Raw genomic sequence first — 4,663 nt, 5'->3', positions numbered from 1 at the left:
CGCGTCCATGCGGCCGGCCTGGTTCCTATCAGCGGTCTGCGGACGCCCCCGCTCCCGGCGACAACACCCCCCGGATCATCAACGACAGGGCAGGAAAGTCATACCAGGACCGGCGACCCGGCCCCGACCATCGAGGCCTACCAAACATGGTAATGGGTACCCCGTTTCCGCTTGTTTCAGTTGGTATAGCGCTGTACTGGCGCGTATTGCCGGCATTTGCAATTACGTCAAACGTTTGCCGTAATCCTCGGGGTAGGGGTAATAAGTCAAATAGAACGATTCCCGGTGGGATGGTCGCACCGGCGCGAGGGAAGTGCGAGACGCACGCCGGTCGGCCGTCGCATGAACGCTATGCGGCATGAGAGCGACGTGGCGGCGGGATCGTGAGTGAGGTCAAAAGCAGTAAGGCAGTGATTATGCACAGCAAGTCGCAGAAGACGGACGGCAGGGGACGGATGTCCCGGCGGATGCCGGGCGGTCGCATGCGCAGCATCGCGTGGACGTTCTGCGCGATCGTGGCAACCATCGCCATGATGTTCGTCGGGTCGACCCCGGCCATGGCCGAGAACACGGCCGCCGGTGTCACCGATACCGGCGCGGCCGGTACGACGGCGAACGGCGCGGGAACGGGATCGTCGACGTCGCAGGACAATGCGGCATCCGGCACTGCGGGGCAGCCCGCGGCGTCCGGCGCGGATTCCAATGCGATGCAGAGCGGTCAGGATGCCGCGTCGGGCTCCGGCACCGCGTCGGACGGCACGTCCGATGACGCGGCGGCTGCGGGCGATGCCGCACAGCCCTCCGCGGAAGGCGACGACACGTGCGACAACGTGCTGAGCTGGAACGTGCTGGCGGGGTGCGTGGCCGGTACCGCCGACGCGACCGTGACGATCGCGACGACCATCGACGTGCCGCAGGACGCGCAGGCGACCATCACGAAGAACATCACGCTCACCGCGAAGACCGGCGTCGACCCGGCGATGACGAGCTCGACCAACGGCGACACGTTCTTCATGGTCGCCGCGGGCGGCACACTCACCATCGGCAAGGATGCGAATGACGCAAGCTTCTCCTACAAGAACGGCAAGCGCTTCTTCGCGTACCTTCAGGCGGCGGGCGCGAACTTCGTCGTGAACAACGGCACGTTCTCCGGCAACGACATCACCGGTTCCGCGAACCATGCGAACGGCACGCTCGTCTACAGCAACGGCGGTGCCGTGACCATCAACGGCGGCACGTTCTCCAACAACAAGGCGGTGAACGGCGGCGTCATCTACAACGACCAAGGCACCGTGACCGTCAACAACGGCACGTTCACCGGCAATGCCGCCACGGGTGCCGGCGGTGGCGTGTTGTACCAGAGCAACGGCACCACGAACATCGCCGGAGGTGCATTCGACGCCAACAAGACGACGAGTTCGGGTGGTCTCGGTGGCGGTGTGGTCATGGCTGTTGCCGGGACCGTCAACATCACCGCCGGTGCGTTTACGAACAACGTGCAGGACAATCCGAACTGTGCCGCGGATGATCCGTCGGGTAAGAACTGCAAACGCGGCGTGCATGCCGGCGGCGGCGCGGTTCGTGTGGAGGGCAATGGCACGCTCAACATCACGGGCGGCGACGTGAAGTTCGCAGGCAACCACTCCAAGGCCTGGGGCTGGGGCAATGGCGGCGGTGCCATCTACGTGCAGGGCACATTGTGGGTCAAGAACGGTGATGACGGACGCAAGCCCACGTTCAAGAACAACTGGTCCGGTGTACTGGACACCCAGTACACGGCTGACGGCAAGATTCCCAACGGTGGTGCCGGCGGCGCGATTTTCGTACAGGACAACAATTCGAAGGCTTACCTGATGGGTGGCCATTTCGAAGGCAACACGTCCGGCTACCTGGGCGGAGCCATCTACACCGAAGAGAATTCGACCACCTACGTGGGCAAGGCCGTGGCGTATGAGAACGTCGCCGGTCACTTCGGCGGCGGCCTGTGGCTGTGCCCGTCCGGCACCGGTGAAGCCTCCAAGGGCGGCAACATCGCGATGTTCGACAACACGGTGAACAAAGCGAAGGACGCCAACACCGTGGAGAACGATACGCACGGCAATCTGGAACCGGCGACAACCGGTCTGAACGGCTCCGGTGTCATCAACGGCACGGGCACCGAAGCCGGCGACGACTTCGCCATGATGAACCCGTGGTTCAAGAACAGGGATAAGAAGAAGACCACCAAGTTCGAACTCATGGATACATGGTTCACGAACCGCGCCGATTCGGCGGTGAACTGGTACCGTGACGGCGTCCCCGTCCATGAGGCCAGCGGCTACGACGATTACTATGCCAATCCGGTCGGCGATTCCTGGACCCCGACCGGTTCCAGTCTCGCCGTCACGATGATGGGTGAACGCTACTCGCGAGACAATGGCCGGAAAAACCAGGTGACTCTCGACGATACGCATGTCACGACGTTGAAACTCACCAGCCAGAACGCGGACTCCGACGAGACCCTCAACGGCGTCGCGCTCAAAGCCGTCGTGCTGGATCAGGACGGCAACGGCAGCACGACTGACGAGAAGGATTCCGCCAAGCAGGCGGCCGCCATCGTGATCACCGGCAATGGCGCACGACTGTCCGGCGGCGCGTTCGGCACGAACGGCAACGTGAAGTTCTCCACGCCGTACACAGCGTCGTGGAGCAAGGTGAAGACGGAAACGAAGGCCGACGGTACGACCGTCAAAACCCCGCTTCCGGGCTCGGAGTGGACGCTCGCCACCTCCGGTACCGGTGCCACCGCCGATGCGGCCGCGGCCGTCGCAGGTGGTCCGTTCAACGTGGACTTCTTCCCGGGTGTTTGCACGGCCGACGCGAACGGCACGTTGACCGCCGATGGCACGACAGCATGGAACGCCGGCCGATGCTGGAAGACCGACACCACGCAGAACGCCGACGGCACATACACCGTCACGCGTTCGGCACATGTGCTCGACAACACGACCGCGAACGACGAGACCTCGGCCAGCGCCAAAGCCTCCAGCGCCACGTATGTCGGCTTCGACAACAATCCGGAGTCCGGAGGCTTCGACCTCAACAACCTCGCCAACGGCACGTACACGCTGACCGAAACGAAGGCGCCGTCCGGATACCAGCCGGAAGCCAACGCCGACGGTTCCGCCAAGACGTACACGTTCAAGGTGGATAACGCGCAGGCCCGTTGGGATGCGAATGGCGATGGCAGCGTCTCGGATACGGAGACGGACACCGACATCGACATCAACAACAAGCCGCTGCACGATCTCGCATGGACGAAGCGCGACTCGTTCTCACACTCCGGCCAGATCGGCGGGTCCCAGTGGACGCTCACCCCGAAGGGCGGCACGGCCACTTCGATCACCGATTGCGAACAGGATTCCGCGGACAAGTGCGTCGCTGCGAACGGGGCCGCCTATTACGATTCCGACCCCGCGGCCGGTGGATTCCTGGTGAAGGGACTGAAGAACGGCACGTACACGCTGAAGGGAACCGCGGCCCCGAGCGGCTACTGGGCTCCCGACGCATCCGTCTCCTACGAGGTGACGGTCACCGACGACGGCGTGAGCATGACCAAGGTGAAGGACAACAAGACCTCCGCCATGGATACGAACGACATCTTCAACACCCGGCCTTCCATCAGTTGGAAGAAGGCCGACGCGAACGATGCGTCCACGCTGCTTGGCGGTTCCGAATGGACCATCCGCGGCCCGCTGAAGGTGACCGGCGACGGCCAGACCGAGCAGGTTCCCGGCGTAACCAAGATCGCGACGGTCGTCGACTGCGTGAGCGAGGCCGGCGATACCACCGACAAGGCCTGCGACAAGCAGACCAACAACCTCGACGGTGACTCGCCGACCTACGCGGACGTGGATCGTACGGAAGGCCAGTTCCAGGTGGTGGGACTCGTCCCGCCGGCCTCCGACACGACGTACACGTACGAGTTGACTGAGAAAACCGCCCCGAAGGGTTACGTGAAGCTCAGCAAGACGTACACGTTCACCATCGCAGCCGGGCAGAACGGTTCCGACCTCGTGCTGTGCCCGACCAAAGCGACCGTCAAGAACGACGGCTGCGTAAAGGGCACGAACACGCTCCTCAACGTGAAGGCCGTGGCGGCTCTGCCGTTGACGGGTGGATTGGATGCGCGTGACTGGCTGCTGATCGGTGGCGCGGCCGCATTCGCCGCCGCCTTGGCACTTGCCCTGGTCAACGAATACCGCAAGAGGAAGGGGCTCGCCTGACTCTTATCCCGCTCCGCTGGCGGAGACCGGTCATCCTTCGGATGGCTGTTATCCCCTCCGCCCCCGCTGGCGGGGGCTGTCGGCGGAGCCGACTGGGGGTGGTTCCCGACCGGTAAAGCCGGGCGTCACCTCATATCCCGCCCCCGCTGGCGGGGGCTGTCATCCTCCTGATGACTGTTCTCCCCTCCGCCCCCGCTGGCGGGGGCTGTCGGCGGAGCCGACTGGGGGTGGTTCAACCGGCCCCACCCAACACACGTAACACACAAGGAAAGCACCAAAGAAAGAAGGCGCTATTGCTGTTTTCGTGGGTGTGGGTTCGTTGTTGAGCCGTTGTGGGAGTAAGAGAAGAGCGCTTTTTGGGTAGGATGTTTAACGACCAAGAAAAACACAGCCAAAAA

General features: G+C 63.5%; 1 protein-coding gene. It reads left to right on the top strand.

From position 1 onward, the window contains the following. Positions 1-416 precede the first annotated feature (416 nt). Positions 417-4,265: a SpaA isopeptide-forming pilin-related protein gene (locus AC1AYR_RS11680; protein WP_476512698.1), complete on the top strand. Its 3,849-nt coding sequence runs from the start codon at positions 417-419 to the stop codon at positions 4,263-4,265. Positions 4,266-4,663: the final 398 nt, after the last annotated feature.

The sequence above is a fragment of the Bifidobacterium sp. LH_417 genome (assembly GCF_056357035.1).
The sequence above is the reverse complement of the archived record's forward strand: the minus strand, read 5'-3'. Positions and strand labels throughout refer to the sequence as shown.